The 25,618-nt window shown below is 60.3% G+C and carries 30 protein-coding genes; 17 read left to right on the plus strand and 13 right to left on the minus strand.

What is annotated here, in order from left to right:
- Positions 1–100: 100 nt before the first annotated feature.
- The 7 genes from ACM64M_RS10315 (at position 101) to ACM64M_RS10345 (ending at position 5,071) form a co-directional block, all read left to right on the plus strand.
- On the plus strand, positions 101–580 hold the full coding sequence (locus ACM64M_RS10315; protein ID WP_416228605.1) for an RpiB/LacA/LacB family sugar-phosphate isomerase: 480 nt from the start codon (positions 101–103) through the stop codon (positions 578–580).
- Positions 577–1,899 carry a serine hydroxymethyltransferase gene (gene glyA, locus ACM64M_RS10320; RefSeq protein WP_416228606.1) on the plus strand — a complete coding sequence of 441 codons (1,323 nt, stop codon included), beginning with the start codon at positions 577–579 and terminating at the stop codon, positions 1,897–1,899. Before ACM64M_RS10315 ends, glyA begins: the two co-directional genes overlap by 4 nt.
- Positions 1,900–1,911: 12 nt before the next feature.
- On the plus strand, positions 1,912–2,373 hold the full coding sequence (gene nrdR, locus ACM64M_RS10325; protein ID WP_416228607.1) for a transcriptional regulator NrdR: 462 nt from the start codon (positions 1,912–1,914) through the stop codon (positions 2,371–2,373).
- 7 nt (positions 2,374–2,380) lie between these two features.
- Positions 2,381–3,145: an RNA methyltransferase gene (locus ACM64M_RS10330; protein WP_416228608.1), complete on the plus strand. Its 765-nt coding sequence runs from the start codon at positions 2,381–2,383 to the stop codon at positions 3,143–3,145.
- 80 nt (positions 3,146–3,225) lie between these two features.
- Positions 3,226–3,534 carry a hypothetical protein gene (locus tag ACM64M_RS10335; protein ID WP_416228609.1) on the plus strand — a complete coding sequence of 103 codons (309 nt, stop codon included), beginning with the start codon at positions 3,226–3,228 and terminating at the stop codon, positions 3,532–3,534.
- A 181-nt stretch (positions 3,535–3,715) separates the two neighbouring features.
- On the plus strand, positions 3,716–4,330 hold the full coding sequence (gene rpsD / locus ACM64M_RS10340; RefSeq protein WP_416228610.1) for a 30S ribosomal protein S4: 615 nt from the start codon (positions 3,716–3,718) through the stop codon (positions 4,328–4,330).
- 105 nt (positions 4,331–4,435) lie between these two features.
- The gene (locus tag ACM64M_RS10345; RefSeq protein ID WP_416228611.1) at positions 4,436–5,071 is read left to right on the plus strand and encodes an NAD(P)H-dependent oxidoreductase; all 636 of its coding nucleotides are present in this window, start codon (positions 4,436–4,438) and stop codon (positions 5,069–5,071) included.
- On the opposite strand, the gene ACM64M_RS10350 is transcribed toward ACM64M_RS10345, so the two are convergent.
- From ACM64M_RS10350 to ACM64M_RS10395, 10 genes are all read right to left on the minus strand, one after another.
- A complete protein-coding gene (locus ACM64M_RS10350) occupies positions 5,068–5,409 on the minus strand; it encodes a chorismate mutase (RefSeq protein ID WP_416228612.1) in 342 nt (113 codons plus the stop codon). The two genes, ACM64M_RS10345 and ACM64M_RS10350, sit on opposite strands and share 4 nt — an antisense overlap.
- Before the next feature lie 107 nt (positions 5,410–5,516).
- Complete coding sequence (locus ACM64M_RS10355) at positions 5,517–5,648, minus strand: hypothetical protein (protein ID WP_416228613.1); 132 nt, start codon at positions 5,646–5,648, stop codon at positions 5,517–5,519.
- Positions 5,649–6,077: 429 nt separating this feature from the next.
- Positions 6,078–7,202 (minus strand): tRNA guanosine(34) transglycosylase Tgt, encoded by a 1,125-nt coding sequence (tgt, locus tag ACM64M_RS10360; RefSeq protein WP_416228614.1) that lies wholly within the window; start codon positions 7,200–7,202, stop codon positions 6,078–6,080.
- Positions 7,199–7,966 carry an ABC transporter permease gene (locus tag ACM64M_RS10365; protein WP_416228615.1) on the minus strand — a complete coding sequence of 256 codons (768 nt, stop codon included), beginning with the start codon at positions 7,964–7,966 and terminating at the stop codon, positions 7,199–7,201. Before ACM64M_RS10365 ends, tgt begins: the two co-directional genes overlap by 4 nt.
- Entirely contained in the window at positions 7,963–8,907 is a 945-nt protein-coding gene (locus tag ACM64M_RS10370) for an ABC transporter ATP-binding protein (RefSeq protein ID WP_416228616.1), read from the minus strand. Before ACM64M_RS10370 ends, ACM64M_RS10365 begins: the two co-directional genes overlap by 4 nt.
- Before the next feature lie 41 nt (positions 8,908–8,948).
- The gene (gene queA / locus ACM64M_RS10375; RefSeq protein ID WP_416228617.1) at positions 8,949–9,986 is read right to left on the minus strand and encodes a tRNA preQ1(34) S-adenosylmethionine ribosyltransferase-isomerase QueA; all 1,038 of its coding nucleotides are present in this window, start codon (positions 9,984–9,986) and stop codon (positions 8,949–8,951) included.
- Between the two features lie 45 nt (positions 9,987–10,031).
- Entirely contained in the window at positions 10,032–10,742 is a 711-nt protein-coding gene (locus ACM64M_RS10380) for a peptidylprolyl isomerase (RefSeq protein ID WP_416228698.1), read from the minus strand.
- Between the two features lie 113 nt (positions 10,743–10,855).
- The gene (coaD, locus tag ACM64M_RS10385; protein WP_416228618.1) at positions 10,856–11,368 is read right to left on the minus strand and encodes a pantetheine-phosphate adenylyltransferase; all 513 of its coding nucleotides are present in this window, start codon (positions 11,366–11,368) and stop codon (positions 10,856–10,858) included.
- A 52-nt stretch (positions 11,369–11,420) separates the two neighbouring features.
- Positions 11,421–12,335, minus strand: a complete 915-nt coding sequence (locus ACM64M_RS10390) for a polyprenyl synthetase family protein (RefSeq protein WP_416228619.1) — start codon at positions 12,333–12,335, stop codon at positions 11,421–11,423.
- A 1-nt stretch (position 12,336) separates the two neighbouring features.
- Positions 12,337–12,606, minus strand: a complete 270-nt coding sequence (locus ACM64M_RS10395) for an exodeoxyribonuclease VII small subunit (RefSeq protein WP_416228620.1) — start codon at positions 12,604–12,606, stop codon at positions 12,337–12,339.
- Between the two features lie 93 nt (positions 12,607–12,699).
- Between ACM64M_RS10395 and ACM64M_RS10400 the strand changes: the two genes are divergently transcribed.
- The 4 genes from ACM64M_RS10400 to ACM64M_RS10415 all read left to right on the plus strand — a co-directional run bounded on the left by ACM64M_RS10400 (position 12,700) and on the right by ACM64M_RS10415 (position 16,527).
- The gene (locus ACM64M_RS10400) at positions 12,700–13,128 is read left to right on the plus strand and encodes a DUF2177 family protein (RefSeq protein ID WP_416228621.1); all 429 of its coding nucleotides are present in this window, start codon (positions 12,700–12,702) and stop codon (positions 13,126–13,128) included.
- Between the two features lie 42 nt (positions 13,129–13,170).
- On the plus strand, positions 13,171–13,845 hold the full coding sequence (locus ACM64M_RS10405; protein ID WP_416228622.1) for a hypothetical protein: 675 nt from the start codon (positions 13,171–13,173) through the stop codon (positions 13,843–13,845).
- Between the two features lie 15 nt (positions 13,846–13,860).
- Positions 13,861–16,101: a phosphoribosylformylglycinamidine synthase subunit PurL gene (gene purL, locus ACM64M_RS10410; RefSeq protein WP_416228623.1), complete on the plus strand. Its 2,241-nt coding sequence runs from the start codon at positions 13,861–13,863 to the stop codon at positions 16,099–16,101.
- A gap of 99 nt (positions 16,102–16,200) precedes the next feature.
- Entirely contained in the window at positions 16,201–16,527 is a 327-nt protein-coding gene (locus ACM64M_RS10415) for a DUF6122 family protein (protein WP_416228624.1), read from the plus strand.
- Here ACM64M_RS10415 and ACM64M_RS10420 read toward each other — a convergent pair.
- On the minus strand, positions 16,524–17,315 hold the full coding sequence (locus ACM64M_RS10420; RefSeq protein WP_416228625.1) for a Coq4 family protein: 792 nt from the start codon (positions 17,313–17,315) through the stop codon (positions 16,524–16,526). The genes ACM64M_RS10415 and ACM64M_RS10420 overlap by 4 nt on opposite strands.
- A gap of 132 nt (positions 17,316–17,447) precedes the next feature.
- On the opposite strand from ACM64M_RS10420, the gene ACM64M_RS10425 reads away from it, so the two are divergent.
- The gene (locus ACM64M_RS10425) at positions 17,448–18,134 is read left to right on the plus strand and encodes a nitroreductase family protein (RefSeq protein ID WP_416228626.1); all 687 of its coding nucleotides are present in this window, start codon (positions 17,448–17,450) and stop codon (positions 18,132–18,134) included.
- Positions 18,135–18,140: 6 nt separating this feature from the next.
- Here the strand turns inward: ACM64M_RS10425 and ACM64M_RS10430 are convergent, their stop codons facing one another.
- The gene (locus ACM64M_RS10430; protein WP_416228627.1) at positions 18,141–18,974 is read right to left on the minus strand and encodes a Coq4 family protein; all 834 of its coding nucleotides are present in this window, start codon (positions 18,972–18,974) and stop codon (positions 18,141–18,143) included.
- A gap of 129 nt (positions 18,975–19,103) precedes the next feature.
- A complete protein-coding gene (gene serB / locus ACM64M_RS10435) occupies positions 19,104–19,988 on the minus strand; it encodes a phosphoserine phosphatase SerB (RefSeq protein WP_416228628.1) in 885 nt (294 codons plus the stop codon).
- Here serB and miaA point away from each other — a divergent pair.
- From miaA to ACM64M_RS10460, 5 genes are all read left to right on the plus strand, one after another.
- Positions 19,981–20,928: a tRNA (adenosine(37)-N6)-dimethylallyltransferase MiaA gene (miaA, locus tag ACM64M_RS10440; RefSeq protein WP_416228629.1), complete on the plus strand. Its 948-nt coding sequence runs from the start codon at positions 19,981–19,983 to the stop codon at positions 20,926–20,928. The two genes, serB and miaA, sit on opposite strands and share 8 nt — an antisense overlap.
- A gap of 270 nt (positions 20,929–21,198) precedes the next feature.
- Complete coding sequence (ilvB, locus tag ACM64M_RS10445; protein WP_416228699.1) at positions 21,199–22,923, plus strand: biosynthetic-type acetolactate synthase large subunit; 1,725 nt, start codon at positions 21,199–21,201, stop codon at positions 22,921–22,923.
- A 27-nt stretch (positions 22,924–22,950) separates the two neighbouring features.
- Positions 22,951–23,466, plus strand: coding sequence for an acetolactate synthase small subunit (gene ilvN, locus ACM64M_RS10450; RefSeq protein WP_416228630.1), 516 nt, complete (start codon positions 22,951–22,953; stop codon positions 23,464–23,466).
- 101 nt (positions 23,467–23,567) lie between these two features.
- Complete coding sequence (gene ilvC / locus ACM64M_RS10455) at positions 23,568–24,587, plus strand: ketol-acid reductoisomerase (protein WP_416228631.1); 1,020 nt, start codon at positions 23,568–23,570, stop codon at positions 24,585–24,587.
- Between the two features lie 16 nt (positions 24,588–24,603).
- A complete protein-coding gene (locus ACM64M_RS10460) occupies positions 24,604–25,203 on the plus strand; it encodes a DUF4329 domain-containing protein (protein ID WP_416228632.1) in 600 nt (199 codons plus the stop codon).
- The last annotated feature ends 415 nt before the right edge of the window (positions 25,204–25,618 follow it).

Genomic DNA, 25,618 nt, shown 5'->3' on the forward strand with positions numbered 1-25,618 from the left:
GCCAAAAACAAACATGGATCAATCATAGACAGTGCCAGATACGTCGAAAAGCTGCCTTAGCGGGGTGGAGTCCGGGCGCTGCGGTGACTATGTAGCCCGCATGCGTATTGCCATAGCTTCCGATCACGCCGCCACCGACATGAAGGCAGAGCTTGCCGAATGGTTGATGGACGAAGGCCACGAAGTCGCCGATCTCGGCCCTGATGCGGGCGAGAGCGTCGATTACCCCGATTACGGCTATAAACTGGCCGAAGTCATCGCCGACGGCACCGCCGAATATGGCATCGCGCTGTGCGGATCGGGCATCGGCATATCGATCAGCGTCAATCGCCACCCGGCCTTGCGCTGCGCGATGGTATCGGACCCGCTTTCGGCAGCCTTGTCGCGCGAACACAACAATGCCAATTGCATTGCGCTGGGCGCGCGTCTGATCGGGATCGAAATGGCCAAGTCCTGCGTTGCGACCTTTCTAAGCACCGAATTTGCCGATGCCAACAATCCCGATGGACGGCACCGCCGCCGCGTAACCAAACTGGGCATCCCGCCGCTTTTGTCCGATCACATAGAGACCCATCAATGAGCACTCAGCCAAGCACGATTTTCAATCTTGAGGACACCGCGATGAACGGATTCTGGCATGATGATCTTGCCACGGCGGACCCTGAAATCGCGGCCGCCATTGGCAGCGAGCTCAAACGTCAGCAGGACAAGATTGAGCTGATCGCCAGCGAGAATATCGCCTCAAAAGCAGTGCTTGAGGCGACTGGCAGCGTCTTCACCAACAAATATGCCGAGGGCTATCCGGGTAAACGCTATTACGGCGGCTGCGAATATGCCGACGTGGTCGAAACGCTGGCGATTGACCGGGCCAAACAATTGTTCAGCTGTGATTTCGCCAATGTGCAGCCCAATTCGGGCTCGCAAATGAATCAGGCGGTGTTCCTCGGCCTGCTTGAGCCCGGAGACACATTCATGGGGCTCGACCTCAATTCGGGCGGGCACCTAACCCATGGTTCGCCCGTCAATATGAGCGGCAAGTGGTTCAACGTCGTGTCCTATGGCGTGCGTCAGGGCGACGAGCTGATCGACATGGATGAGGTCGCGGCCAAGGCACGCGAGCATCAGCCAAAACTGATTATCTGCGGCGGCACGGCCTATTCGCGCACTTGGGACTTCCCCGCGTTTCGCGCCATCGCAGATGAGGTTGGCGCTGTGCTGCTGTGCGATATGAGTCACATCTCCGGTCTGGTCGCGGGCGGCGCGCATCCCTCGCCCTTCCCGCATTGCGACATCGTCACCTCGACCACGCACAAATCCTTGCGCGGTCCGCGTTCGGGGATCATCCTTTGGAACGATGAGAAATTCACAAAGCCGCTCAACATGGCGGTATTCCCCGGCTTGCAGGGCGGCCCGCTGATGCATGTGATCGCGGCCAAGGCAGTGGCATTCCGCGAGGCGCTGCGGCCCGAATTCAAGACCTATGCCCACCGCGTCGTCGAAAACGCGCGCGCGCTGGCCAGCAGCCTTGAGGACCACGGCCTGCGGATCGTTTCGGGCGGCACCGACAATCACTCCATGCTGGTTGATCTCACCGCGAAGAACGTGACCGGCAAGGATGCCGAGAAAGGCCTCGATCGCGCCTGGCTCACTTGCAACAAGAACGGCATTCCATTCGACACACGCTCGCCCTTTGTCACCAGCGGTGTTCGGCTGGGCACGCCCGCGGGCACCACGCGCGGCTTTGGTCCGGCGGAATTCCGCACAATCGGCAAGCTGATCGCCGAAGTGGTCGATGGCCTGTCAAAGAACGGGCCGGAAGGCGACGCCCAGATTGAGGAAAGCGTGCGTTCGCGGGTCGCCGAATTGTGCGCCGCCTTCCCCGTTTATCCCGCAAGCTGATCCAGACCTGCCATGCGCTGCCCTTTTTGCGCCAATGATGACACACAGGTGAAGGACAGTCGCCCGACCGAGGATTCGAGCGCCATCCGGCGGCGACGGCAATGCGTGTCGTGCGGCGCGCGCTTTACTACATTTGAACGCGTGCAGTTGCGCGAGGTAACCATCGTAAAATCGGGGGACCGCCGGGAAGCGTTCGACCGGCTCAAGATCGAACAATCGGTGGCGCTCGCCTGCCGCAAGCGTGGGGTTTCGCAGGAACGCATAGATCAGTTGATCTCAGGCATCCAGCGGCAAGTGGAAACCGCAGGCGAACCAGAGGTCGCCTCTGCACAGATCGGTGAAATGGTGATGGAAGGGCTGAAACAGCTCGACAGCGTCGCCTATATCCGTTTCGCCAGCGTCTACCGCGATTTTTCCGAAGCCCGCGATTTTGAAGAATTCGCCAGCACTGTCGCTGACGCGGCAAAGGAATAGCGTCCCCATGAACGCGGCGAATAGGCCCATCATTGTCCTTGTGCGTCCACAACTGGGCGAAAATATCGGCAAGGCAGCGCGGGCCATGCTCAATTTCGGGCTGACGGAATTGCGGATCGTCAACCCCCGCGATGGTTGGCCCAACCCTTCGGCGGGTCCGGCGGCGGCGGGGGCAGATATCGTGCTCGATCAAGCAAAGGTCTATGCCAGCACCGCCGATGCGGTCGCCGATTGCGAATATGTCTATGCCACCACCGTCCGCAAGCGCGGCGTGACCAAACCGGTTGTCACGCCGGGTGAAGCGGCGCAGCTGTTTCACAATGAGGCCGGGCGTCACGCCGTGCTGTTCGGGCGTGAGGCTGCGGGGCTGGAGACCGAGGACGTAGCCTTGGCGCGCCGCATCCTGACCGTCCCGATCAACCCTGAATTCGGGTCGCTCAATCTGGCGCAAGCCGTTATTTTGGTCGCCTATGAATGGGCGCGCAGGCTGCGCGAGACGTCGGGCGCTGCCAGTGAACTGGTGCAACCTACGGCGGAGGAGGAGTGGCTCCCCCCTGCCCCGCAGGCCGAGCTGGAGGGGCTGATCGAACATTTCGAGACACTGCTGGCTCCGCGCGGCTATTTCCTGCCCGAAGCGCGCAGCGAAACCACGCGGCGCAATCTGCGCAGCATGTTGACCAAGCCAGGCTGGAACCATCTGGAGGTGCGCACGATGCGCGGCATTCTGACCACGCTTGGTCGCAAGCCGCGCTCAGATGCAGGCGAGGACTAGGGCGATCTGGACAGGCTGGATCGCTCTCGCTAGAAACTTCAGCAATCCCTCTCTTTCCCCCGAAATCTGTGAGATCATTGATGAAATCCATCGTCCCGCTGTTGGCGCTCGCTGCCGCTTTCGCCCTGACCGCTCCGGCTTCGGCCGCAAATCCCGATTCTGCGGGTGCGCAGCAGGCCGAGGAAGCGACCAGCACAGCCGATGAAGCTCAGCCTGAACAGGACGCCGCGCCTGCCAGCGATGCAGTGCCCGTTGAAAGCGCAGCGCAAGAGGAAGCAGGCGAAGACGAATTGATCTGCCGCAGCATCCGTCTCGATATGTCGAGCCGCCGCAAGACGCGCGTGTGCCGCACCGTAGCAGGCTGGCGCGAACTCAACCAGCAACGCTGAACCTGCGCCAATCCCCCTTCTCGCTTGACGTGTCCTCCGCCCGCAGTTAAGGGCGCGCCTTCGCAATTTGGCTCCGCACCCCGGTGAAGCGGCGGCCGCAATCAGCGCAAAAGCTGATTGGTGCGAGGCCGGGTTCAATGGCCAACATGTGGTTGGTCCTGCAAATTTGAAGGAAAGACATATGTCGAAGCGCAAAAGCGCCAAGTATAAACTCGACCGGCGGATGGGTGAAAACATCTGGGGTCGCCCCAATTCCCCGATCAACAAGCGCGCCTATGGCCCCGGCCAGCATGGTCAGCGCCGCAAGAGCAAAGTCAGCGACTTTGGCCTGCAATTGCGCGCCAAGCAAAAGCTCAAGGGCTATTACGGCGATGTGACCGAAAAGCAGTTCCGGTCGACCTACAAGGACGCCACCCGGATGAAAGGTGACACCGGCCAGAACCTGATCGGGCTGCTTGAACGCCGCCTTGACATGATTGTCTACCGCGCCAAATTCGCCCCGACGATCTTTGCGGCTCGCCAGATTGTGAGCCACGGCCACATCCGCGTGAACGGCGTGAAGTGCAACATCGCATCGCGCCGCTGCGATGTCGGCGATGTCATCAGCCTGAGCGACAAAGCCAAGGAAATGGCGCTCGTGATCGAAGCGCAAAGCCTGCCAGAGCGCGACATTCCCGACTATGTCGTGCCCGATGGCAACGACAAAGTGTCGTTCAGCCGCGTGCCCAAACTTGACGAAGTGCCTTATCCGGTGACGATGGAACCGAATTTGGTCGTCGAATTCTATTCGCGCTGATCCTCAGCGAAATTATGAAACAGCAAAGGGCGGTCCTCACGGATCGCCCTTTTCATTTGCGCCAGACGCCGCCATGATCCGCCGTGGCAATAGGGGGATCAGAGAATGAAGGTGCTGCTGGTGGACGGCCATCCCGATCGGGGGCGGTATTGCACGCATTTGCTCGATCGCTACGCGGAAGCGTTGCCGTCTGGCTGCGAAGTCACCCGGATTGCCGTGCGCGACATGATCTTTTCGCCAAACCTTGCCCATGGCTATCGCCAGCGCACGGATTGGGAACCTGACCTTCTGGTTTTTGCGCAAGCGCTGGATGCCTGCGACCACGTTGCTTTCTTTTTCCCGATGTGGTGGGGCGCGGAGCCTGCCGCACTAAAAGGATTGCTCGACCGGGTCTTGCTGCCTGGTTTTACATTCGCCTATCATGACAATGACACCTGGTGGGATCGCCATATGGCTGGCCGATCTGCCGATGCTATTATCACGATGGATACGCCGCCGATCTTCCTGTGGCTCTCCTATGGCAATTCGATCATTCGCCGTTGGAAAGGTCAAGTGCTGGGTTTCTGCGGGTTCAAGCCGGTGCGCATCCTGCCGCTGGGCCAGGTCAAATTCGGCGGAGCGGAAAAGCATGCGGCAAAATGGGCCGCCAAGGTCGAAAAACTGGCTCGCACAATCAGACAGGCCGAACCGGGCAAGAAAGAGATGCGCCTTGCGCGGTTCCTCAATCGAGGCAGTTCCTAATCGCGAGTCCGGTCCCATTCGGCAAATTCATAGGCGATTGAGCCTTCGACAAGCCGTTCCCAGATGTCGGCGATTACATCGCCGGGCAGGCAGCGCGCCTCTGCGTCAGCCACCGCGGCATTGATCACTGAAGCCTTGCGTTCTTCATCGCGCACCGCAGCCCGCACCGGTTTGATCCGCGCGGCGGCGCGCATGTAGCCGAACCGGCGATCAAGCAGCGCGACCAGCTCACGGTCGGTTGCATCGACGCCCGCGCGCACATCGGCCATGGTTTCGCAGTCTTCGGGGAGGCTGAATGGTTTGTCCATCGCCGCCATTTGGCGGTTCAATGCTGTCATGTCGAGCCTGATGATGGAACTTTTGCCGCGCTTCAATCCGGCGCTGACACCATCGCCAAAAGAAAAGGCTAGGGACGAGCGAACCCGCCCCCAGCCCCTTCATCTACTTAGCAGCAAGGCAGTCCGCAGCACATGGCAAGCGCACAGCACGCCTCTGCCACGGCTTCGTTGTTTGCAGCCATTGCGGCGGTCGAGGTAAGCAGCGCAGAAAGCGCCGCAAACTTGGTAATCAGTTTCATAGAAATTCTCCAAATATCTGAAAATACAATCGTGTGGGTTCTTCAGGATTCGGATCGCGGCGGCGGCGGTTGCGGCTTGTTATCATGCCCAAGGATCGATCGTGCCGAAGTTGCGCGATGTTGCTGTATAGCAAATGACCCATCGCTGTTAATCGGCGGAGAAAGCATCGCCGCGCCGCAAACAATCTTGCAATGATCCAATTCCGGACAATCGGTGCAGCAATCATCCATGCAATTGTGCCACGGTGTGGCAAAGTCCGATTGCCCGCTCTCAAACCCCGCGGCCTCAGCCCGCGCCATACCTGGGCCAACCGACCCAAAGGCGAGAAGCATTGCAAAAAGGACCACGACAAACCGCATTTCAACACTCAATCCGATTTCAATGCGGTTTAGGTTACACCGAAACTGACATAACGCCAGAACCAACATTCACTTTATGTAATCGCGCCGGAAATTAGCGGCAAAATCGGCAAACCGCCCCGCCCCAATGGCATCGCGCATGGCCTGCATCAAGGCTTGGTAAAAGGTGAGATTGTGCTCCGTCACCAGAATCGCGCCCAATATCTCCCCGCTTTTATGCAAATGGTGGAGGTAGGCGCGCGAGTAGCTGGCGCAGGCGGAGCAGGCGCACTTTTCATCTAGCGGCCCGGAATCCTCCGCATGGCGCGCATTGCGCAGGTTCAGCGGGCCGTTCCAGGTAAACGCCTGCCCATTGCGGCCTGATCGGGTCGGCAGCACGCAATCGAACATGTCGATCCCGCGTTCAACCGCGCCGACGAGGTCATCGGGCTTGCCCACACCCATCAGGTAGCGCGGGCGGTCAGCGGGGAGCATGTCGGGAGCGTAATCGAGCACGCCAAACATCGCCGCCTGCCCCTCACCCACCGCAAGCCCGCCCACCGCATAACCATCAAAGCCAATCCCGGTCAGTTTTTGCGCGCTGATTGCCCGCAATTCGCGGTCGAGCGCGCCTTGCTGGATGCCGAACAGCGCGGCACGCTCCGCATGTTCCCCGCCGCTGTTGAAGGCGTCGCGGCTGCGTCGCGCCCAGCGCATCGACAACTCCATACTGTCGGCAATGTCATCGCGCGGACGGTCGGCGCGCGGACATTCGTCAAACGCCATCACGATGTCGGAACCGAGCAGGCGCTGAATTTCCATCGACCGTTCAGGGGTGAGCATGTGCTTTGACCCGTCGATATGGCTGCGAAATTCGACCCCTTGCTCGGTCAGTTTGCGCAATTCGGACAGGCTCATCACCTGATAGCCGCCGCTATCGGTCAGGATCGGACGGTCCCAGTTCATGAAGCGGTGCAGTCCGCCTAGTCGCGCAACACGCTCCGCTCCGGGGCGCAGCATCAGGTGATAGGTGTTGCCAAGGATGATATCCGCCCCGGTCGCGCGCACGCTTTCGGGCTTCATCGCCTTGACCGTCGCGGCCGTCCCCACTGGCATGAAAGCAGGAGTGCGAATCTCACCGCGCTGCATCTGGATAACGCCGGTGCGCGCCTTGCCATCGGTGGCATGGAGCGTGAATTGAAAGCGGGGTGTCATTCCCGCAGCCGCCAACCGGTCTTGAAGATATAGGCGATGATCGCGACACACACTGCGAGGAAACCAAGCGTCAGGCCCAGCGAGACCCAGATCGAAACGTCCGATGTGCCGTAAAATGTCCAGCGCAGCCCGCTCACCAGAAAGGCAATGGGATTGGCCAGCGCAATCGTATTCCACGGTTCGGGCAGTTCGTCGATCGAATAGAAAGTCCCGCCCAGGAACGTCAGCGGTGTCAGGATGAGCAGCGGAATGATCCCGAGCTTTTCAAAACTGTCAGCCCAGATACCGAGGATAAAACCGAACAGCGAAAAACTCGCCGCGACCAGCATGATATAGCCAATCGCCGCCAGCGGATGGGCGATCTCGAAATCGACGAAGAAAGTCGCGGTCCCCAAGATGATCGCAGCTAGGATCAGCCCCTTAGTCGCCGCAGCACCGACAAATCCGATCAGCGTCTCGGCCACGCCCACGGGCGCAGAGAGCAGCTCATATATCGTGCCGGTAAAGCGCGGCATATAGATGCCGAAACTGGAATTGCTCGTGGTCTCGCCCAACAGGGTCAACATCAGCAGGCCGGGGATAATGAATGCGCCATAGGGGACACCGCCGACCGGCTCCATCCGCGCACCAATCACCGTGCCGAACACCACGAAATAGAGCGATGTCGTCAATACTGGCGAAAGGATCGATTGAAACGCGGTGCGCATCGCGCGCATCAATTCGCGCTGATAGATCGACCAGGTGCCGCGCGCGTTAAAGCTCATGACGCGGTCTCCTCTTGCGCAAGTAGATCGACGAAAATATCCTCCAGCGAACTGTCATGGATGTCGATGCCCTTGTAATCGATCCCTGCCCCGATCAGCGCCTTGGTCAAGGCGGCGACTTCTTCGCTGCCTTTGCCGCTGCCGTCGCCGCCGCGATAACACAGCTCTGATCCATCATCGTTCAGCGTCACCGGAAACGCCGCGATGGATGCGGGAAGTTCACCCAATGGCTTGGTCAGCGTAATGACCGCCTCGGTGGTGCCCAGACGCTGCATGATGGCATGCTTGTCATCCACCATCAGGATGCGTCCACCGCGAATGATCCCGACGCGATCCGCCATCAACTCGGCTTCCTCGATGTAATGGGTGGTAAGGATGACGGTCGTGCCGCGTTCGCGCAGTGCGCCGATCTGCTCCCACATGCCCTTGCGCAGTTCAACATCCACCCCGGCGGTGGGTTCGTCGAGAAACAGCAGTTCGGGTTCATGCGCCAGCGCCTTGGCGATCAGTACGCGGCGCTTCATTCCGCCTGACAGTTCGCGGATCTGGCTGCTGCGCTTTTCCCAAAGGCTCAGCGAGCGCAGGATTTCCTCGATCCGGGCCTTGTCCGGCGGATGGCCAAACAGGCCGCGCGAATAGGCAACCGCGCGCTCAACCGTTTCGAACATGTCGGTGCTGAGTTCCTGCGGAACCAAACCGATCCGCGCCCGCGCAGCACGCCATTCCTTTGACAGATCATAGCCGAAAGCCGTGATCGTGCCAGACGTGGGCCGCACCAGCCCGCAGACCGCACCGATCAAAGTCGTCTTGCCCGCGCCATTGGGACCAAGCAGCGCGAAAATCTCGCCCTTGCGGATGGTCAGGTCCACCCCATCAAGCGCTCTTGTGCCGCCGCCATAGACCTTGCTCAGGCCTTCGATTTTCAGGATTGTCTCGCTCACCCCCGCCATGTGGCACAGGGCCGCGCGATTGCAAGCTTAAGTCACGGCAACAACAGCGAAGAATCGCCGTAAGAATAGAACCGATATTCCTGCGCGATGGCATGGCGGTACGCCGCCATCATCTGCTCGCGCCCCATCAACGCGCTGACCAGCATCATCAGCGTCGATTTGGGCAGGTGAAAATTGGTCATCAGGCCGTCCACCGCGCGGAATGTATAGCCGGGGGTGATGAAAATGTCGGTATCGCCCGCAAATTCATGAATTGCGCCGCCTTCATCCGCCGCGCTTTCGAGCAGCCGCAACGAGGTTGTTCCCACTGCGATGATCCGCCCGCCTGCATTTCGCACAGCATTGAGGCGAGCGGCGGTTTCGGCGTCAATACGCCCGAATTCGCAATGCATCTGGTGATCGGCGGTGTCGTCGGCCTTTACCGGCAGGAATGTCCCTGCACCCACATGCAGCGTCAACATCTCGCGCCCGATCCCGCGCGCATCAAGCGCCGCGATCAGGCGCGCGGTGAAATGCAGCGATGCAGTGGGGGCGGCAACCGCGCCATCCTCCGCCGCAAACATGGTCTGATAGTCTTCGTAGTCGCGCTCATCCACCCCGCGCCGCTGCGCGATATAGGGGGGCAGCGGCATGGTGCCTGCGCGGTCAAGCAGCACCTCGACCGGTTCGGTGCCTTCGAATTGCAGCGTGATTGAACCGTCGCCGTGGCGCGCCTCGGCGATGGCGGTTACCCCGCCGCCGAAAATGATCTGGTCGCCTTCCTTTACCCGCTTGGCGTTGCGGACGAAGGCCTGCCAGCGCCTAAGATCGATGCGTTTGTGCAAGGTCGCGCCGATCCGCGCCTCGCCGCCGGCGCGCCGCCCTTCGAGTTGGGCAGGGATCACGCGGGTGTCGTTAAAGACAAGGACATCGCCGGGTTCGAGCAATTCTGGCAGGTCGAGAACGCCGCGATCCTCCAAGGGCCAATCTGCGCCGCGCACCACCAGCATCCGTGCCGCGTCGCGCGGACGCACCGGGCGCAGCGCTATCCTTTCCTGCGGTAGCTCAAAATCAAACAGGTCAACTCGCATGGTAGGCCCGCCCCGCGCGGCATTCGCGCAATTGCAAATCCGCCGCTACTGCAGCGGTGCATTGAGCAGGTCAGCAGTGATGTCCTGCTCTACCAGAGGCTCAGGAGCAGCGGCCGGACGAGGGCGATTGTCGCTGGCCAGCGAGGCCTGCAAGATCCGCGTCGGGTTCTGCGGCGGTTCCCCACGATTGATCGCATCGACGGCGGCCATATTGTCAATCACCCGGCCAAAATTGGTGTAGCGCTTATCCAGGCTGAAACGCGGATAGAACACGATGAAAAACTGGCTGTTGGCGCTGTTTTCCTCGGTCGCACGCGCCATCGCCACGGACCCGCGAACATGCGGCATGGGGTTGAATTCTTCGTTGAGGTCGGGAAGCTGTGAACCGCCCTGCCCTGTTCCCGTCGGGTCGCCGCTTTGCGCCATGAAGCCATCGATCACCCGGTGAAAAATCACCCCGTCGTAGAAACCTTCGCGGGTCAGCGTCTTGATCCGTTCCACATGTTGCGGTGCCCATTCACTCATCAGGCGAATCTTGACCCGTTCCCCGTTCGACAGATCGAGCACCCAGATATTCTCCGGCTCCACGCTCTGATCGAAATTGATGTTGGGATAGGTGCGTTGATCCACTGGCGCACCGGTCGCTGCGGCATCGGCAGATGTATCCGGCTCTGCTTCATCGGATTGTGCAAGAACAGCCGAAGGTGCGGCGAAAAGCGCCATCGCGGCAAATACGCCAAAGGAATGCTTGAACATTTTTATCTTCACGAAATGATCCATATCAGAGAGTGCGTCTAACGACGTGTGCCTGACACTTCAATGAATGATCGGCGGCGCATCGACAGTCTTGTTTGCGCCGGTCGGCGGCCTCAGTAGTCGCCTTTCAGTCCAATCTTCTGAACCCGCGCATCAACCTCGCCGCGCACCGGCTCGCTTACGAAGCGGGTGATGTCTCCGCCATAAAGAGCGATTTCCTTGACCAGTTTCGATGCGATGGGTTGCAGCGAGACATCAGCCATCAGGAACACCGTCTCGATTTCGTCGTCCAATTGCTGGTTCATGCCCGCCATCTGGTATTCATATTCAAAGTCTGCCACCGCGCGCAGCCCGCGTATAATGACGCTCGCGCCCTGTTTCTGCGCGAATTTCACCAGCAGCGCGTTGAACCCGACCACTTCGACATTGCCAAGCCCCAGCCCGGCAACTTCGCGTTCGACCATGGCAAAGCGTTCCTCGTTGGAAAACATCGGGTTCTTGGATGGGTTGGTGGTGACCCCGATTATCAACCAGTCCACCAGCTTGGACCCGCGCCGGATGATATCGGCATGGCCCAAAGTGATCGGGTCGAATGTTCCGGGATAAATCCCGACGCGGCGTGTCATTGTGAAAACATCCTCTCGCAAATGCCGGATTCTGCCGCCCGGCTTTCCCCTGTTATCTGTCCCGCTCGACAATAAACCGCGCCAGCGCGCGCAGCATGTCGGCCTCTCGTCCGTGATTGGCGAGCCGCGCCACCGCCTGATCGACCAGTGCGCGGGCCTGTTCGCGGGCTTTTTCCACACCCATCAGCGTGACGAAAGTCTGTTTGCCCTGGCTTTCATCCTTGCGCAGCGCCTTTCCAGCCAAGGCTGCGTCGCCTTCGACATCGAGCAAATCGTCGGCAATCTGAAACGCCAATCCAATGTCGCGGGCATAAGCACGCAGATGGGCGCGGCCTTCGGGAGGCGCTTTGCCCAGGATTGCTCCCATTTCGACACTCGCCGCCAGCAATGCGCCGGTTTTCAGCTGTTGCAGCCGGGTGATCGTGTGGAGGTCGTATTCCACGCCTTCTTCATCAGCGACCATATCCATCATCTGTCCGCCCGCCATGCCGTTCATGCCGCTGGCCGCACCGAGTGTCATTATCAGTTCACTGCGGACAAAGGGATCAGCGCTGGTGCCGTGGTCTGCGAGAATTTCAAACGCCAGCGCATGCAGCGCGTCGCCCGCCAGCACCGCCGTCGCTTCATCAAAGGCCTTGTGAACTGTGGGTTTGCCGTGCCGCAGACTGTCGTCATCCATGCATGGCAAATCATCATGGATCAGCGAATAGACATGGATCGCCTCTACCGCCGCACCGGCGCGCAAGGCTGCGGTCCGGTCAACCCCGAACAATTCCGAAGTGCTCACCACCAACAATGGCCGGACCCGTTTACCGCCGCCAATCGCGGCATAACGCATCGCCTCGACAAGGCGCGCGCGGGTATCGCCGGGCACCGTCAGGAACGCATCGAAAACCGAATCAATTTCGCGCAGAACCCGGCTAAGCCCGTCGTGAAGCAGGTTTCCCTCGATCCCGACCACATTCATCCTAGCGGTCCCCGTCAAGCGGAGCGGTGCCCACTGGCTCGCCATCGGCGCCTGCGACGATTTTCTCAATCCGGGCCTGCGCCGTATCGAGCCTTTGCTGACAGGCCGCGCGCAGTTTTTCGCCGCGTTCATACAGATCAATCGACTGATCGAGCGGCACGTCGCCGCGTTCAAGCTGCTGCACGATTTCTTCGAGCGCCAATAGCGCCTGTTCAAAGGTCATATCGGCGATTGTCGCCGCTTGATTGGCAGAATTGTTTCCCTCATCCATGGGCGCGAGCATTGACGCTGACTAAGGGTCCGGTCAAGGCTCCCCGTCGGGCGCTGTGCCGACATTTCCGGGCGGATTGGGGATATTGCAAAGATGAAGTGGGTGATCGCAGGTCTTTGTGCCGCAGTCATTTTTGGCGTGCTTGATGCGCTGTGGCTGCAATGGGCCGGGCCAAATCTCTACCGGCCAGTCATCGGCGAAATCATGGCCGATCAATTCGACGCGGGTGCGGCGGCGACGTTTTATCTGATCTACATTGCCGGAACACTCTGGTTCGCGATTCGCCCCGGTCTTGAAAGCGGCCAGGTGCGCGTGGCATTTTTGAATGGCGCGTTGCTGGGGGCGCTGTGTTATGCGACCTTTGATCTGACCAGCCAGGCGGTGTTAAGGGTCTGGGCAACCCATATCACCATAATTGATATTGCCTGGGGCGCGTTTGCCACGGGAACAACCAGTGCAATCGTTACCTGGATCACACTGAATTTCATGCAGCGCCATAATGGGCGAACATCGCAGCGCTGAACAAGCGCCTTAACACAGACGCGGCAACAGGGGCTCGCACATATGTTTATCGGTCACTTTGCTCCCGCATTTGTTGCGGCAGCGGCCTATTCGCGGGGGCCAAAGCTGGGCACCTATTTCGTGGCAGCGCAATTGGTCGATTGGGGGTTTTTCTCGCTGGCAATGGTGGGGATCGAAAAGGCCCGGATCGACCCAGAGGCAACGGTGATGGTGCCGCTCGATCTCTATTTCATGCCCTATACCCACAGCCTTGCGGGGACAGCGGTCTGGGCGCTGGCGCTGGCGATTGTGGTCGCCATTTGGCACCGCGACAGCCTTGCAGGCGTGCTGGCGGCCTTGGTGGCGGTGTCACATTGGGTGCTCGACTGGATCACGCATAGACCCGATCTCACGCTAGCGGGCGGGCCGCAGATGTATGGTCTGGGCCTTTGGAATTACCCTGAGATTGCGATGCCGCTGGAAATCGGGATCACGCTGGCGGCTTTCGCATTTTACATGAAGCGTTCACGCGGCCCAGCGGCGCAGCCGTTGATCCTGATGGGGGTGTTGTTGGCGTTCCAGACAATCAACTGGTTTGCCCCGCATCCTGCAGAAATAGGCCTGTTGATTTATGCTCAGGCGCTTTTCGCCTTTGCGGTTACGACGGCAATTGCGGTCTGGGTGGGGAAGAATCGCTATTTCACCCATCGCGGCGGCTTGGCGTCGACACGCCTGTGAATTAAGGCGGCGCGCATGACCAACATCACGCCTGAAACCGTCGCTCAGCACGGACTTTCGCCGGAGGAATACGAGCGCGTTCTGAATGCGCTTGGCCGCGAGCCCAATCTTGTCGAACTGGGCATTTTCTCGGTCATGTGGTCGGAGCATTGTAGCTACAAATCGAGCCGCCTGCACCTGAAGAAGCTGCCGACCGAGGCACCGTGGGTGATTTGCGGCCCGGGCGAGAACGCAGGCGTGATCGACATCGGGGACAATCAGGCCTGCATTTTCAAGATGGAGAGCCACAACCACCCGTCCTACATCGAACCCTATCAGGGCGCCGCGACGGGTGTGGGCGGCATCCTGCGCGATGTCTTCACCATGGGCGCGCGGCCCGTGGCGAACATGAACGCGCTGCGCTTTGGCCGCCCCGATCATCCCAAGATGAAGCATCTGGTGCAGGGCGTGGTCGCGGGGATTGGCGGGTACGGCAATTGCGTCGGCGTGCCCACCGTGGGCGGGGAGACAAATTTCCACCCGGCCTATGATGGCAATATCCTTGTCAATGCGATGACGGTCGGGATCGCGGATGCCGACAAGATTTTCTATTCCGCCGCGACGGGCCTCGGCAACCCAATCGTCTATGTCGGGTCAAAGACCGGTCGTGACGGGATCCACGGCGCGACCATGGCCAGTGCCGATTTTGAGGAAGATGCCGAAGCCAAACGCCCCACGGTGCAGGTCGGCGATCCATTCACCGAAAAACTGCTGATCGAGGCGTGCCTTGAGCTCATGGCGACCGACGCCATAGTCGCAATTCAGGACATGGGCGCAGCGGGCCTGACCTCCTCCAGCGTCGAGATGGCGACCAATGGCAAGGCGGGCATCCGGCTCGACATGAACAAGGTGCCGTGCCGCGAAGACGGCATGACGCCCTATGAAATGATGCTGAGCGAGAGCCAGGAGCGGATGCTCATGGTGCTGAAGCCCGGCAAGGAAGGCATGGCAGAGGCGATCTTCCGCAAATGGGAGCTCGATTTCGCAGTCATCGGCGAAGTCACCGATACGCGGCACATGGTGCTCGAATTCAATGGCGAAGTCGTATGTGACATTCCGCTCGGCCCGCTTGCCGCAGATGCACCCGAATATGACCGCCCTTACCTCTCGAAAGAGGAATACACCGCATGGGCGGGGATCACCCCGATGCAGGATGTCCCTGATAGCGACAATCCGGGTGCGGACCTGCTGACGCTGCTTGCGAGCCCCAACCTCGCCTCGCGCCGCTGGATTGCCGAACAATATGATAGCCAGGTGATGGCCGACACGCTTCAGACCGGGGGTGATGCTGCGGTGGTGCGCGTTCACGGCACGCAAAAGGCGCTGGCGATCAGCACCGATTGCACCCCGCGCTACGTCCATGCCGATCCGTATGAAGGCGGCAAGCAAGCGATTGCAGAGGCCTATCGCAACCTGTGCGCCGTTGGTGCGCGCCCGCTGGCGGTGACCAATTGCCTCAATTTCGCCAACCCGCAGCGACCCGAAATCATGGCGCAATTCGTCCACGCCCTCGAAGGCATGGGCGACGCCTGCCGCGCGCTCGATTTCCCGATCGTGTCGGGCAATGTCAGCCTATATAACGAAAGCAAAGCGACCGGAGGCGGTTCTGCCATCCTCCCCACTCCCGCAATCGGCGGGGTCGGGGTTCTCGAAGACGCCGGCAAGATGGTAACCACCGCCTTCAAGGCGGAAGGTGACGCGATCTACCTCATTGCTCCCGAATTCTGGGCCAAGCCTGACCCGACCCGGTCGCACCTTGGCAAATCGTTATGGCTTGACGTGGTCAAGGGCCGCGACGAAGGGCGCGCGCCTCCGGTTGATCTCGCCGCTGAACTGGGTGCGGCGCATATCGTGCGCGCTCTGATCCGTGATGGCCTTGTCAATGCAGTGCACGATCTGTCCGACGGCGGGCTGGCAGTGGCTCTCGCGGAAATGGCGATGAGCGGCGGGATCGGCGCCGATGTCAGCGCCAGCGATAATTACACCGCCGCGCAGTGGTGGTTCGGCGAAGATCAGGCACGCTATATCGTGACTGTTGCGCCCGACATGCTCGAAGCGTTCAACGCCGAACTTGCTCGCGGGCCGGAGATACCTGAGGCCGAACTGGTCGGCTTCCATCGCATCGGCACGGTCGGCGGCGGCAGCCTGCTGGGCGCAACCTTGGCAGACATGAAGGCCGCGCACGAAAGCTTCTTTGCCGAATGGATGGACGGGTGACCCACGTTACCCGTCATGCCAGCGAAAGCTGGCATCTCAGGCCGATTTTCCAGACGCCAGAGACCCCAGCTTTCGCTGGGGTGACGAGAAGAGGGTAATTTGAACCTCCTCCAGCCCGTCCTCCATTACGGCGGGCATTTCCTCGCCCCGTTCCTGATCGCGGCGCTGATCTGGCGCGGCGAATGGAAGCGCAGCGGGGCGGTGATGGTCGCTGCCAACCTGATTGATCTCGATCACCTTCTGGCAACACCGATGTTCGACCCGAACCGGTGCAGCGTCGGCTTCCATTTGCTGCATGGATGGGAGGCAGCTTTAGCCTATCTTGCCATGTTGATGATCCCGCGCTGGTGGATGCGCGCGCTTGCTCTGGGTGCGCTGTGGCACCTCGCCGTCGATTGGGGCGATTGCCAAATGATGGCGATTTAGGCCGTTTGCGGCGCTGAAAGGCTCAGTGTTTCCTCGGCAAAGCCCTCGCCCTGCAATTGCGTGAGGCATTGGCGATAGATCACCGGCTTGCCAATGCCGAGCCGCGCACGGGCGGCGTCGATGTCTTCGCGCATCACCGCCTCGACATCCATATGCGCCAGCTTTGCCGCGGCTTTGCCCAGACGCTGCCCCTCGCGCACCGCAGAAAACAGCGGCGCGGCGGTGCCGGTCACCTTCTTGATCTGGCGCGTCCCGGCATAGGCGATGAAGAGTATGCCCTTATTGTGATTTTGCGAGAAGCTGAAGCCGAGCAGGCAGGCCTCGCCCAAGGCATCCCGGCCATGGCCAGTCAGCACATGAAACAGATCATGCGTGTCGCGCTGGCGGTTGAAATACCATTCTGTCAGATCATCGGGGCGGTTTTCCGGCGGTGCCCATTTGTGGCTTTCGGCGACCAGCCCCGCCGCCGTCAGCCCTTCGCGTTTCATGAAAGCCATGTAGTGTTTGCCGACCGAGTTTTCGGGCAGATCGGCCCAGCGGGAATGGTCATCGAGCATGGCGGGAATATCGACTTCAGCGTTCAGGAAACGCTGGCCTTCGGGCGAACGGATGAAATCCCACGCCTGTCGGTGGCTTTTCTTACCCTTGGTCGCTTCGATGATGTGGAACACCTGTTCGGTGTCTTCCTTGTCCTCAACCAGCTTGCCGAAGTGATGCAGCACCTTCATGGGCTGAAACCCGGCAATTGTGCGGTCGGGCGACACCAGCGGACGATCAATCAAAGCCATCAGAATGTTCCTTGCAGGACGACTCAATTTAAGTTCATAGATTGCAACTTACATAAATGTCAGTAACAGGTCAAGCGCTGTGACCGTAACGTAATATTTTCAATCCTAACGCGTTCTGCCATAGCGTTGGACATGCGTAACCACGACACCCTTCCCTATTCGATTGAGCCGCTGCCCGATGCCGAAAGCGTGGCGCGCGCCCGTTTGCTGCGGGATCGGTTGAAGCAACGTCGGACGTGCCGCTACTTCTCCGATGCGCCTGTCCCGCGCGAAGTGATCGAGGCCGCGATCGAAGCCGCCGGAACCGCGCCCAACGGCGCCAACCATCAGCCATGGCATTTTGCCGTTGTCGAATCGCCAGAGATAAAGCGCGCCATTCGTCTAGCTGCCGAGGCTGAAGAACGCCGATTCTATGGCGAGGACGGAGATAATCCCAAGGCGAGCGATGAATGGTTAAATGCCCTAAGCGAGCTTGGCACCGATGCGGACAAGCCGTTCCTTGAAACCGCGCCCTACCTCATCGTCGTATTTGCCCAGCGCAAGGGCGGCATAGAAGAAGACGGCAAGACGCAGAATTACTACGTCAACGAAAGCGTCGGGATCGCCTGCGGATTGATGATTGCGACCCTGCACGAAGCTGGGCTGGCGACGCTGACGCACACGCCCTCGCCTATGGGTTTCCTGCGCGAGGCGTGCGGTCGCCCGGAATGGGAAAAGCCGCTGATGATCGTGGTGGTCGGCAGGCCAAGCGCGGACGCAACCGTCCCCGCTCATGCGCTCAAAAAGAAACCGCTGAGCCAGATTTCAAGCTGGCTCTGACACGGTTTACACAGCGAGCGGTTCGCCGTTCTCGCTTTCGCCCGCGAGCATATTGTAAGGGTCGATGCCTTCGCTGCGCCAGACCCGGTGACATTCGCGATAGACGCTCGGTTCGGGGATGTTAAGCGCGCTGCGCACACTATCGACCGGCTGTTTCAGCAATTCGCGGATTGGCTGTTCGATCAGGCGCGGCGCACCCTTGCCGGTGCGTTTGGCCTGATTGACCGCGCCCATGACGGGGGCCTTGCTGCCCTTGACCTGAAGCTTGATATTGAGCGCACCGGCATAGCCAATCAGCAGATGGCCGTGGGTCGGCGATTGGCCGTGGGTAAACAGCAGCACGCATTGTTCGCCCAGCGCATCGCGGCCATAGCCGGTCAGCACATGAAACAGATCATGCGTGTCGCGCGAACGTTCGGCAAACCACTGCACCAGATCGTTATACTTGGGACGACCAAGCTTGTCCGCTTCGGCAACCAGACCGGCGGCAGACAGACCCTCGGCTTCCATGAAATCGCAATAGGCATGACCAAGGCTGCCCTTGGGCGTCTGGCGCAGCGCGGCGTGATCGTCGAGAATTTCGGGCAGGCTCGGCTCGGTCCGTCGGAGCATTTCGCCGTGATCCGACAGCGCCAGCGCCTGAACGCGGGGTATGAAGTTCTTCGAAGGAAGCGATTCGTAAATCTTGAAGACGAGGCTGGTGTCTTCCTTATCCTTCATCAACAGCTGAAAATTCCTGATCGCACGGGGCAGCGAATAGCGGGGTGTCGGGCGGTCAGGGTGACGCAGCACGGTCCCATCGGCAGCGAACTGGTCGGCATAATCGGCGGCGGATGACATTTGGGGACAAGCCTCCTTGCAACTTCTATCGGGGTTGGCGGCGCGCTAGCATCGCTTACTTACATTTGTGTAAATAGCAGAATCAGGTTCGAAATCAAAACCTATTATTGTCAACTCGTCGCAACTTTCTCACGCTCCAACCCAGTCAGCGCGCGGAATACCCAGCAGTGTCAGGATCACGGTGAGATCGCCGCCATTGATCCGGCCATTCGCGGCGGACCTCGCCTTGGGCTTCGCCCGATAGGCAAAGCCGTAAGTCGCGGCCTCGATCATCGGGATGTCGTTGGCTCCGTCACCGGTGGCGAGCAAAGCAGCGCCCTCGCCCAGCTTCAACGCTTCCTCGCGCAGCACGGCCAGTTTCGTGCTGGCATCGCTGATCGGCCCTTCGAGCGCGCCCGTCAGCCTGCCTTTTGCAACGCCAAGCCGGTTGCCCACCACTCGGTCAAACCCCAGCCTTTCTGCCACCGGATCGGCAAAATGGTGAAATCCGCCCGTCACCAACACGTTGCGACAACCGTGCGCCTTCAATGTCTCGCTCAGCACCTTGGCGCCGGGTGTCGGGATGATCCGTTCGGTCAAACAGCGCCCTATCGCCGATTCCTCCAAACCGCCAAGCAGCGCGACGCGCTGTGTCAGCGCGCTTTGGAAATCGAGCTCGCCAAGCATCGCGCGTTCGGTGATCCCCGCAATCTTGCCCTTGATCCCGGCATAATCGGCCAGTTCGTCGATGCATTCCTGCCCGATCATGGTGGAATCCATGTCGGAGACGAACAGGAGGGGAATTTCGGGGGGGTGTTCGGAAACAAGCAAATCGGCATCGACGAAGAACACGTCACATGCTGTCACCAAGGCGGCGCAGCTACCGGCGACAGCGCGCACTTCGTACAGCCCTGACGATTCGTCGATCAGGTCAACAGTGTGAGGCCCCACGCCGACGCGCATCAAGCTTTCGCCAAAGGCATCAGCGACGCTATCAAACTGTTCTTTGTCTGCTATCAGACGCGCGATGGACACAGGCAAAACTCCACAAAGCAATCCGCTCGCGCTCATTGCAGGGCCGACCGCCAGCGGCAAGAGCGCGATTGCGGTAAAGCTGGCGCAGGCATTGGCGGACCGCGGGCGGACCGGGATCGTCATCAATGCCGACAGCGCGCAGGTCTATGCCGATCTGCACGTGCTCTCCGCCCGGCCGACCCATGATGAATTGGGCGGGATCGAACACCGCCTGTTCGGGACATGGGACGGCGCGCACGCCTGCTCGGCCGCCGACTGGGCTGCGCGCGCCAAGGCCGAGATTGCCGATTGCCATGCAAATGACGCGGTGCCGATTCTGGTGGGCGGCACGGGGCTTTATCTCAAGGTGCTGATAGAAGGGATTGCGCCGATCCCGGCCATCGATCCCGAAGTGCGCGAAGTGGTGCGCTCCATGACTGCGCAGACTGCCTATGCCGCGCTGATGATCGAAGACCCGCTGCGCGCCGCCGAACTGGAGCCGGGCGACACACAGCGGATCGCCCGCGCGCTGGAGGTGAAACGGTCGACCGGGGTAACGCTGGGCGATTGGCAGCAGGCCAAGACCGGCGGAATTGGTGAGGAGGTGACGCTGCACCCGGTGGTTCTGATGCCCGAACGCCAATGGGTCTATGACCGCTGCGATTTGCGCTTCGCCCAGATGCTGGACGCGGGTGCGGTCGAAGAAGTCGAAGCCCTGCTCGCGCGCGCGCTGCCCGCTGACCTCCCCGTCATGCGCGCCATCGGAGTCGCCGAAATCGCTGCCCTGCTGCGCGGTGAAAGCAGCAAGGAAGCCGTCATCGCCGCAGGCGCGCAGGCGACCCGCCAATATGCCAAGCGCCAATTCACTTGGCTGCTCAACCAGTCACCGTCCGATTGGCCGCGCGTTGAAACGCAAAATATCGAAGTAACAACCCTTTTCGCATCATTATTACAAGATTAACAGTTGACGCGATAGATTCTGCCATCTAGCGGGTGTCCAGACGAGCCCTTCGGATCGCTTGGCTCGCTTGCAAAACACCGGTATGAACCGGGTTCGAAACGAAGGCGAAGGTTACCACGATCATGCTCATTGTCATTCTTGTACGGGAAACGGGCTGACTCGGGATTTTTCAAATTGAATTTCCGGACCGGCCCGATGCGAACTTCCGCTTCGGGCCGTTTTCATAAGTGGGAGAGTAAAGTGGCGAAGCGCTCTGGGGCCGCCTTGTTGATGGAATGTCTGGTCGAGCAGGGAGTCGAATATGTCTTCGGCTATCCCGGCGGCGCGGTGCTGCCCATTTACGATGAGCTGTTCGGTGAAGAACGCATCCGCCACATCCTTGTGCGCCACGAAGCGGGCGCGGCACACGCCGCCGAGGGTTATGCGCGCTCCACCGGCAAACCGGGCGTGGTGCTGGTGACCTCGGGTCCGGGCGCGACCAATGCGGTGACAGGGATTGCCGATGCGTTTCTCGATTCGATCCCGCTGGTGGTCATCACCGGCCAGGTGCCGACCGCGCTGATCGGCACCGATGCGTTCCAGGAGGCCGATACGGTCGGGATCACCCGTCACTGCACAAAGCACAATTACCTCGTCAAAGACCCCGCCGATCTGGTTGCGACCGTGCAGGAGGCGTTCCGGATCGCCACCACTGGCCGCCCCGGCCCTGTGGTGATCGACATTCCCAAGGACGTGCAGATCGCTGTGCCTTCGCAAAGCCGATCCTATGTCGCGCCCGGATCGCATCGCTATGCCCCGCAGATGGTCGCACCCGCCGAACAGATCGCGGAAGCAGTGGAGATGATCGCGCAGGCCGAGCGCCCGATCCTCTACACTGGCGGCGGGGTGATCAATTCCGGGCCGGAGGCAAGCCGCCTTTTGCGCGCGTTTCAGGATCTGACCGGCGCGCCCGTGACCTCGACCCTTATGGGCCTCGGCGCGTTTCCCTGCTCGCACCCCGATTGGTTGGGGATGCTGGGGATGCACGGCACATACGAAGCCAATATGGCGATGAACATGGCCGATGTGATGGTCTGCATCGGCGCGCGGTTTGATGACCGGGTGACCGGCAGGCTCGATGCCTTCAGCCCAGAATCGAAGAAAATCCACATCGACATCGACCGCAGCTCGATCAACAAGAACGTGCCTGTGGAGCTTGGCATTGTCGGCGATTGCGCCACCGTGCTGGAACAGCTGATCGCCGCATGGGGCAGCCGCAAAGCGCAGGATATGGGCGAATGGAAGGCGCGGATCGCGGGCTGGCGCGCGCGCGAATGTCTGGCATATCCCGAACGATCAAAGAAGGACCCGAGCGCCATCATGCCGCAGAAGGCGGTTGAGCGGCTCTATGCTCTGACCCGCGACCGCTCGCCCATCATCACCACCGAGGTTGGCCAGCACCAGATGTGGGCGGCGCAATATTTCGGGTTTGAAGACCCCAACAAATGGCTCACCAGCGGCGGGCTGGGCACGATGGGTTACGGCCTGCCCGCCGCCATCGGCGCGCAATTGGGCCACCCGGATGCAATGGTGATCGACATTGCGGGCGAAGCCAGCATCCAGATGAACATTCAGGAACTCGGCACCGCCAGCCAATACCGCCTGCCGGTCAAGGTCTTCATCCTCAACAATGAATATATGGGCATGGTCCGCCAATGGCAGGAACTGACTTATGAAAGCCGTTACTCCAACAGCTATTCCGACAGCCTGCCCGATTTCGTCCGCCTCGCCGAGGCTTATGGATGGAAAGGGATCAGGATTGAACGCGAGGAAGATTTGGATTCGGGAATCCAGCAGATGATCGATCACGATGGCCCGGTGATGGTCGATTGCTGCGTTGCCAAGGACGCCAATTGCCTGCCAATGATCCCCAGCGGAGCGGCGCATACCGAAATGCTGCTGTATGGCGATCAGCACGCCGGGACGATGGACGACGAAGCCAAGGCGCTGGTGTAAGACAGCGGCGCAAGGAACACCTGAACCATGAAGATCAAGAGCGCCGAAAGCGAACGGCACGTCCTTACCGTCACAGTCGACAATGAGCCGGGCATCCTCGCCAAAATCACCGGCCTGTTCACCGCGCGCGGCTACAACATCGACAGCCTGACCGTGGCCGACATTTCGGAGGACCATGCCGTCAGCCGGATCACCATCGTCACCAATGGCCCGCCGCAGGTGATCGACCAGATCGAGGCACAACTGGAACGGCTGGTGCCGGTGCACAAGGTCACCGATCTCACCGCCGCTGGCCCGCATGTCGAACGCGAGCTGGCGCTGATCAAAGTCGCCGGGCGCGGCGAGGCTCGGGTGGAGGCCCTGCGGATTGCGGAATTGTTCCGCGCCAAGGTGGTCGATACCACGACACAGAGTTTCGTCTTTGAACTGACCGGATCACCTGACAAGATCGACAGCTTCATCGCTTTGATGCGCGAGCTTGGGCTGGTTTCGGTTGGTCGATCCGGCGTCGTTGGAATGATGCGCGGCGTTCAAGGGGCATAGTTTTTCATCGTCACCCCAGCGGATGCTGGGGTCTCCGGCAATTGCGTGCGACAAGGAGGCACGAGATCCCAGCTTTGGCCGGGATGACGAAGAGGGCTAAAATGAAAGTTTATTACGATGCCGATGCTGATCTCGGCCTGATCAAATCGAAGAAGATCGCCGTTCTCGGCTATGGCAGCCAAGGCCACGCGCACGCCCAGAATTTGCGCGACAGCGGCGTCGCCGAGGTCGCCATCGCGCTGCGCGAAGGCTCTGCCACCGCGAAAAAGGCGGAAGGCGCCGGCTTCAAGGTGCTGTCCAACACCGAAGCGGCCAAATGGGCCGATGTGCTGATGGTGCTTGCCCCTGACGAGCATCAGGCGGGCATCTGGGAAAATGACCTTGCCGGACACATGAAGCCCGGCAGCGCGCTGGCTTTTGCGCACGGGCTTAACGTGCATTTCGGGCTGATTGAACCGCCCGCTGACATTGATGTTATCATGATCGCGCCCAAGGGCCCCGGCCACACTGTACGCAGCGAATATGTGAAAGGCGGCGGCGTGCCCTGCCTGATCGCGATCCATCAGGACGCCAGCGGCGCCGCACATGACGTTGCCCTCGCCTATGCCAGCGCCGTCGGCGGCGGTCGCAGCGGAATCATCGAAACCAATTTCCGCGAGGAATGCGAAACCGATCTGTTTGGCGAACAGGCGGTGCTGTGCGGCGGGATCACCCATCTGATTCAAGCCGGGTTCGAAACCCTGACCGAAGCCGGTTACGCGCCCGAAATGGCCTATTTCGAATGCCTCCACGAAACCAAACTGATCGTCGATCTGCTGTATGAAGGCGGCATCGCCAACATGCGCTATTCGATCAGCAACACCGCCGAATATGGCGACATCACCACCGGCCCGCGCATCATCACCGATGAAACCAAGGCCGAGATGAAGCGCGTTCTGGCCGACATCCAATCGGGCCGTTTCGTGAAGAACTTCGTGCTAGACAACCGGGCAGGCCAACCCGAATTGAAGGCCGCGCGCAAGGCCGCAGAGGCGCATCCGATCGAGAAAACCGGCGCAGAACTGCGCGCGATGATGCCGTGGATCAGCGCCAACAAGCTGGTCGACAAGTCGAAGAACTGAAGGCACGGGTGGAGCGATGTTCGAAGGTCGCTCCACCCGCATCCTCTACGCGATCTGCGCAATCGCGTTTGTCGTGATCGTTGCGCGCGCTTATATGAATGTCAAAGGCACTGACGCGCTGCAACCGACCTTGCCGCAATCGCAGGTCGAAGCCTATGCCCGGCAGCAGCTTGACGCGCTGCAAGCCGAAAGCTTTGCCAGCGACCGCGAATTGTGCGGGATTATCTTTGAAACCAGCGATGAGAAATTGGGAGTCTCGCGCCCGACCGATGGCGACGTTGCGAGCTGCGACATTTCCTATTTCGATGAACCCGGCATGGTTCCGGTCGCCAGCTTTCACACCCATGGCAAACATTCGGTGCGATATGACGGCGAGGTCCCCTCGCTGATCGATATTGAAAGCGACGTAGCGAGCGGGATAGACGGCTATGTTTCCACACCCGGTGGGCGGCTGTGGCATATCGATCACAGACATGCCGTTGCACGGCAGGTCTGCGGGCCGGGATGTTTGAAACAGGATCCCGGTTATCGCCCCTGCACCGGCGATAATGTTGCGCGCGTCTATACGATAGAACAGCTTCGGTCACGCTTTTCCGGCCCAACTCCGAATTGCTGAGAAATGTTTGCCCGCGCAAGGTTCCTCTCTTGCGCGGGCAAATTTGCGACCTTCGGGGCGATGCCTTTTCGGCATTCGCTCGCGGAGCTGCGACCCTGATTGCGCCTGAACCGGATAGCCAAACAGGCCGCCGACTATCCGGGAAAAATGGACGTGACCGGCGGCACTAGGAGGAACGTCCGCCGACCACGCCCAAAGCACGCACCCGTCAGGCAGCGGGCGCGCAAGCTGAGGTGGCCGCGATTATGGAGAATATCTGTGGTGCAACGGGTTTCTCCATCGGATGTTTGCCAAGCGGCTCACGGGGTCGTGCAGCGACCATCCGGCAGACTTTCGGAACGGGGGGTCAGGGGTTAGCCGCAAGGTGCCAGACTATAGGGGGGACTGGCTGCGACTGTCCCGAGAGCCGCCGAAT

The organism is Qipengyuania sp. ASV99 (assembly GCF_047872805.1).
Classification (GTDB): domain Bacteria; phylum Pseudomonadota; class Alphaproteobacteria; order Sphingomonadales; family Sphingomonadaceae; genus Erythrobacter.

What these genes read in the sequence shown, in the direction of transcription:
- ilvC (WP_416228631.1), top strand. Translation starts at nt 23,568, where the DNA reads ATGAAAGTTTATTACGATGCCGATGCTGATCTCGGCCTGATCAAATCG.
- ACM64M_RS10365 (WP_416228615.1), bottom strand. Translation starts at nt 7,966, where the DNA reads ATGAGCTTTAACGCGCGCGGCACCTGGTCGATCTATCAGCGCGAATTG.
- miaA (WP_416228629.1), top strand. Translation starts at nt 19,981, where the DNA reads ATGGACACAGGCAAAACTCCACAAAGCAATCCGCTCGCGCTCATTGCA.
- ACM64M_RS10405 (WP_416228622.1), top strand. Translation starts at nt 13,171, where the DNA reads ATGTTTATCGGTCACTTTGCTCCCGCATTTGTTGCGGCAGCGGCCTAT.
- queA (WP_416228617.1), bottom strand. Translation starts at nt 9,986, where the DNA reads ATGCGAGTTGACCTGTTTGATTTTGAGCTACCGCAGGAAAGGATAGCG.
- ACM64M_RS10430 (WP_416228627.1), bottom strand. Translation starts at nt 18,974, where the DNA reads ATGTCATCCGCCGCCGATTATGCCGACCAGTTCGCTGCCGATGGGACC.
- ACM64M_RS10330 (WP_416228608.1), top strand. Translation starts at nt 2,381, where the DNA reads ATGAACGCGGCGAATAGGCCCATCATTGTCCTTGTGCGTCCACAACTG.
- ACM64M_RS10420 (WP_416228625.1), bottom strand. Translation starts at nt 17,315, where the DNA reads ATGGCTTTGATTGATCGTCCGCTGGTGTCGCCCGACCGCACAATTGCC.
- ACM64M_RS10395 (WP_416228620.1), bottom strand. Translation starts at nt 12,606, where the DNA reads ATGGATGAGGGAAACAATTCTGCCAATCAAGCGGCGACAATCGCCGAT.
- purL (WP_416228623.1), top strand. Translation starts at nt 13,861, where the DNA reads ATGACCAACATCACGCCTGAAACCGTCGCTCAGCACGGACTTTCGCCG.
- glyA (WP_416228606.1), top strand. Translation starts at nt 577, where the DNA reads ATGAGCACTCAGCCAAGCACGATTTTCAATCTTGAGGACACCGCGATG.
- ACM64M_RS10315 (WP_416228605.1), top strand. Translation starts at nt 101, where the DNA reads ATGCGTATTGCCATAGCTTCCGATCACGCCGCCACCGACATGAAGGCA.
- ACM64M_RS10400 (WP_416228621.1), top strand. Translation starts at nt 12,700, where the DNA reads ATGAAGTGGGTGATCGCAGGTCTTTGTGCCGCAGTCATTTTTGGCGTG.
- tgt (WP_416228614.1), bottom strand. Translation starts at nt 7,202, where the DNA reads ATGACACCCCGCTTTCAATTCACGCTCCATGCCACCGATGGCAAGGCG.
- ACM64M_RS10355 (WP_416228613.1), bottom strand. Translation starts at nt 5,648, where the DNA reads ATGAAACTGATTACCAAGTTTGCGGCGCTTTCTGCGCTGCTTACCTCG.
- ACM64M_RS10380 (WP_416228698.1), bottom strand. Translation starts at nt 10,742, where the DNA reads ATGTTCAAGCATTCCTTTGGCGTATTTGCCGCGATGGCGCTTTTCGCC.
- ilvN (WP_416228630.1), top strand. Translation starts at nt 22,951, where the DNA reads ATGAAGATCAAGAGCGCCGAAAGCGAACGGCACGTCCTTACCGTCACA.
- ACM64M_RS10345 (WP_416228611.1), top strand. Translation starts at nt 4,436, where the DNA reads ATGAAGGTGCTGCTGGTGGACGGCCATCCCGATCGGGGGCGGTATTGC.
- ACM64M_RS10350 (WP_416228612.1), bottom strand. Translation starts at nt 5,409, where the DNA reads ATGACAGCATTGAACCGCCAAATGGCGGCGATGGACAAACCATTCAGC.
- rpsD (WP_416228610.1), top strand. Translation starts at nt 3,716, where the DNA reads ATGTCGAAGCGCAAAAGCGCCAAGTATAAACTCGACCGGCGGATGGGT.
- ACM64M_RS10335 (WP_416228609.1), top strand. Translation starts at nt 3,226, where the DNA reads ATGAAATCCATCGTCCCGCTGTTGGCGCTCGCTGCCGCTTTCGCCCTG.
- ACM64M_RS10390 (WP_416228619.1), bottom strand. Translation starts at nt 12,335, where the DNA reads ATGAATGTGGTCGGGATCGAGGGAAACCTGCTTCACGACGGGCTTAGC.
- nrdR (WP_416228607.1), top strand. Translation starts at nt 1,912, where the DNA reads ATGCGCTGCCCTTTTTGCGCCAATGATGACACACAGGTGAAGGACAGT.
- coaD (WP_416228618.1), bottom strand. Translation starts at nt 11,368, where the DNA reads ATGACACGCCGCGTCGGGATTTATCCCGGAACATTCGACCCGATCACT.
- ACM64M_RS10425 (WP_416228626.1), top strand. Translation starts at nt 17,448, where the DNA reads ATGCGTAACCACGACACCCTTCCCTATTCGATTGAGCCGCTGCCCGAT.
- ilvB (WP_416228699.1), top strand. Translation starts at nt 21,199, where the DNA reads ATGGAATGTCTGGTCGAGCAGGGAGTCGAATATGTCTTCGGCTATCCC.
- ACM64M_RS10460 (WP_416228632.1), top strand. Translation starts at nt 24,604, where the DNA reads ATGTTCGAAGGTCGCTCCACCCGCATCCTCTACGCGATCTGCGCAATC.